Annotated in this window: 4 protein-coding genes; all 4 read left to right on the top strand. The window is 32.7% G+C overall.

Annotated elements, in window-relative coordinates; all coding sequences use genetic code 11:
• Positions 1–5 precede the first annotated feature (5 nt).
• On the top strand, positions 6–2,609 hold the full coding sequence (gene cas10 / locus D6734_11735) for a type III-A CRISPR-associated protein Cas10/Csm1 (protein RMF92694.1): 2,604 nt from the start codon (positions 6–8) through the stop codon (positions 2,607–2,609).
• 23 nt (positions 2,610–2,632) lie between these two features.
• Positions 2,633–3,025: a type III-A CRISPR-associated protein Csm2 gene (gene csm2 / locus D6734_11730; protein ID RMF92693.1), complete on the top strand. Its 393-nt coding sequence runs from the start codon at positions 2,633–2,635 to the stop codon at positions 3,023–3,025.
• A 17-nt stretch (positions 3,026–3,042) separates the two neighbouring features.
• Entirely contained in the window at positions 3,043–3,753 is a 711-nt protein-coding gene (csm3, locus tag D6734_11725; protein ID RMF92692.1) for a type III-A CRISPR-associated RAMP protein Csm3, read from the top strand.
• Positions 3,754–3,757: 4 nt separating this feature from the next.
• A partial coding sequence (locus D6734_11720; GenBank protein ID RMF92691.1) for a hypothetical protein occupies positions 3,758–4,110 on the top strand: 353 nt, incomplete at its 3' end.

Genomic DNA, 4,110 nt, shown 5'->3' with positions numbered 1-4,110 from the left:
GTTATATGGATGAAAATATTTATAAGATAGCATTAGCTGGTTTATTTCACGATATTGGTAAGTTTGCTCAGCGTGGCGGATTTAATCTCGATACTGAATATTTCAATAATAATGCAGGTCTATATTTACCAAGCTATAATAATAATTTTACCCATTACCATGCTTTATATACTGCCGCATTTATAGAAAATATTGAAAAACTGCTACCTCCAGAATTCAATAGTGCCAACTGGGGTTTGGATGATTCATTTATAAATTTGGCAGCAATGCACCACAAACCTGAAACACCTCTTCAATGGATTGTTGCAGTTGCGGATAGAACAAGCAGTGGTTTTGAAAGAAGTGAGTTTGAGGAATACAACAAAGGAATTTTGCCAAAAGATTATAAAAAAACTCGATTGCTTACCATTTTTGAGTCAATAAACCTAACAAAAAATGAAAGAATAATGGATAGAGATAATTATAAATTTAACTATAAATTAAGCGAATTATCGCCTACAACTATTTTCCCAATTGAAAAGAAAGATATCTCCAATGAAGATGCAAGTAAAGAATATGAGCAATTATTTAAAAATTTCTTATTTGCTTTAGAGAAATTAGAACATCGACACATCTATAATTTGTGGCTTGAACATTTTGATACTCTATATATGATTTTCGCTTCTCATATTCCCTCTGCAACTGTTGGAAATGTAATACCGGATATATCTTTATATGACCATTCAAGAGCCACTTCGGCTATTGCTTCAGCTTTGTACCTGTATCATAAAGAAAATGATTCCTTGACAATAGAAGAGATAAAAAAGGAGGACGAAAATAAACTGCTTTTTATTCGGACAGATTTTTATGGAATCCAAGATTTCATTTTTTCCGAAGGGGGAGCTACGAATAAAGCATCTGCAAAACTTTTACGCGGCAGGTCATTTGCAATCTCATTACTTTCAGAACTAACTGCAGATATGATTTGCAGAGAGTGTGGATTAACTCCGCTTTCAACAATTTTAAAAGCCGCAGGCAAAACAACGATTATTGCTCCAAATACAAATAAAATAAAAGAAGCTGTTGAAAGAGTAAATGAAAAGATAAATGATTGGCTTTTAAAAAAGTATTACGGAGAAGCAAGTATCGGAATATCGTATACCTCTGCAAAACTTGACGATTTAAGTACAAATAAAATTGACTCTCTCTTTGAAAGAATCAACAATGATTCAGAAGAAATAAAGCATAACCGTTTTAAAATTGCTCAAAAAGGCGGTGTGGTAAGCACTTATTTATCGTCATTCAATAATGATCTTTCTAAAAAATTATGTCCTTATTGTGGGAAAAGGCCCTCAGATGTAGAAGTTGAAAATGATAAGTTGCTTACATTAGGAAATGAATCTGGATCTGCCTGTAAAATTTGTAGAGATCACATATTTATTGGAACGAATCTTGTAAAAAATGATCAGATTGCAATTTTTAGAAAAGATGCAGAGATAAAGGGGGAATGCTTTAAGGATCCCATTTTTGACTTTTATCAAATCAGCTTTTCAGTCAAAGGTAAATTAGTTGAAGCAGCGCATAAGGGGGATTTGCTTAAATATTGGAATATATCAAATCCTCAAGAAGAAGGTATTTCCAAAAATATAACAGTTAAATTTTTAAATGGATATGTTCCGGTATATGCTAGTGAGGATTTAAACGATGACAGATATTTTCAAGGGGATAAAACTGAAAAGAAGCAGGAAGAATTGATAAATGACATCAAAGAAAATAAGCCAAAAACATTTCATCACATTGCTATGATGGCAATTGATAAAGAATCAAAAAAAGGTACAGAAGCATTAGGTGTTTTAAAAGCAGATATCGATAAACTTGGTACCATTCTTAGAGATGGATTGAAAAATAAAAATATTTCACGATTAGCAACTTTTAGCCGCCAACTGGACTATTTTTTCAGCATTTATATTCCCTATCGTCTAAGTTCTCATTCTAACTACAAGGATATATATACAATTTTTGCAGGAGGCGATGACCTCTTTTTAATTGGTCCTTGGAATACGATTATTGATTTTGCTTATGAAACAAGGAAAGCATTTGATGATTACGTATGCAATAATCCAGATATTACAATTTCTGCGGGGATTTCAGTAAACAAACCATCAGAACCTATTCGTATATTGGCAGAATTTTCTGAAGAAGCACTTGAAAATTCGAAAAATTTTGTCGCTGACAATGGAAAAAAGAAAAATGCAGTCACTCTTTTTGGGGAAACAGTTAGCTGGGAAACTTTCGGAGAGATTTTGAAAATAGGTGATTCCCTTGAGGAATGGATCGATAAAAAAATCATAAATAACGCAATGTTATTTAAATATAACTATTTTTCGTCTATGGCAAAACTTGAACAGGAACTTTTGGAAAAGAAAGAAGATATATATCCGGAAGATTGGGAGTGTCTAAAATGGAAATCTCTTTTTAGATATAATTTCGTTCGCAATGCCGGCAAGAGTTTCTATGGAGATGAAAAAGAAAGAATACTTAAACAGCTAAATAAAACAGCAGAATGGATTTCAAATTATACAGGTGCAATGAGAATTCCAATATGGAAAACAATTTATAATAGAAGATAACTAAATGTAATGGAGGGGAATTTATGGGTATTGAATTTTGGAAGGATAAAGAAAATAAAGTCATTAACCCACAACTTTTTTCAGAAATTGCAGATCGAGAAGCAAAAAAAGTACATAACGCTGGCGAAAATCGCAATAAACCGTCTCAAATTAGAAAATTTTATGATGAAGTTTTGAGATATGACAGCATAATCAAATCCGAACAAGGAAAATTTGAAGAGATTTTGCCATATATAAATATGCTTAAAGCCAAAGCGGCTTATGCGTTAGGAAGGAAGCATATTACAGAAGAATTCAAAGAGCTCATTTCAGATTGTCTTTCTCAAATACATAATAAAGAAGATTTTGATGTCTTCGTTAATTTTTTTGAATCTTTTATGGGATATTATAGGTTTTATAGGCCAAAAGAAAATTAAATATAAGGAGGAATAAAATGAAGTTAATGGATATAAAAAAGATTGAAGGAAAAATAAAATTGTTAACCGGTCTTCATATTGGGGGTGGGGGAAATGAAATGCATATTGGAGGTATTGATAACCCAGTCGTAAAGCATCCCCATACAATGGAGCCCTATATTCCCGGCTCTTCACTAAAAGGTAAGGTGCGTTCACTTTTAGAGATGCAAAGTGGATTGATAATTCATACTGGCGGAAGTGTTCTATCAGGAAGTACTTTAAAAAAACTTAAAAATGATGAAGATAAAGAGAAGTGTAAAGCCATATTAAAGATTTTTGGCTCCAGTGGTGCAGATAAAGATGATGAATCAGAATTTGGACCAACTCGTGTATCTTTTGCTGATTGTTATCTCAATGCCAAGTGGAAGGAAAATGCAGATAACAAACGATTACTGTTGACAGAAACAAAATCAGAAAATTCTATAAATCGAATAAAAGGTACAGCTGAGAACCCGCGTTTTATTGAAAGAGTTCCGGCAGGAGCTGAATTTGATTTTTCGCTAACATTTAAGATTCTTGAAGAAAGTGATAATGTGTTATTCAATAAATATCTTTTGAATGGGCTTAAACTCCTCGAAATGGATTGTCTTGGCGGTAGTGGCAGCCGTGGCTATGGCCGTATATCTTTTACCTTTGAGAAGCCAAAAGATTTAAACAATAAATTTCGCGAACTCAACCCTTTTCAATAAAACGATGGGGGGCGATCCTTTGAAAGTTTATGAAATAACTATAAAACCTAAAGGGAGATTTGGAACTCCTTTAAAGGGAGATACCTTATTTGGCCATTTTTGCTGGCAAATAGCTTATGATGATTCTCTGATTGGGATTAAGATTAAAGAATTTCTTGAATCCTATTCTTCATCTCCATTGGTTATTTTTTCATCGGCATTTCCAAAATTTGTCAATCATGAGGGAGATAATGATTATGAAGAATATGCCCTAAAAAAGCCGGATGTCCCAATAAAATATCTGTCTGATTTTAGTAAAGATGAAAATAATGAAACGGACAAAATTGATAAAAGGAAAGAATTTAAAAAGAAAAAGTG

Source organism: Candidatus Schekmanbacteria bacterium (assembly GCA_003695725.1).
In the GTDB taxonomy this organism is placed as follows: domain Bacteria; phylum Schekmanbacteria; class GWA2-38-11; order GWA2-38-11; family J061; genus J061.
Note: the sequence above shows the minus strand (reverse complement) of the source record. Positions and strands in the feature narration are given on the sequence as shown.

Coding starts and splice junctions, on each gene's coding strand:
- cas10 (RMF92694.1), top strand. CDS start 6: ATGGATGAAAATATTTATAAGATAGCATTAGCTGGTTTATTTCACGAT.
- csm2 (RMF92693.1), top strand. CDS start 2,633: ATGGGTATTGAATTTTGGAAGGATAAAGAAAATAAAGTCATTAACCCA.
- csm3 (RMF92692.1), top strand. CDS start 3,043: ATGAAGTTAATGGATATAAAAAAGATTGAAGGAAAAATAAAATTGTTA.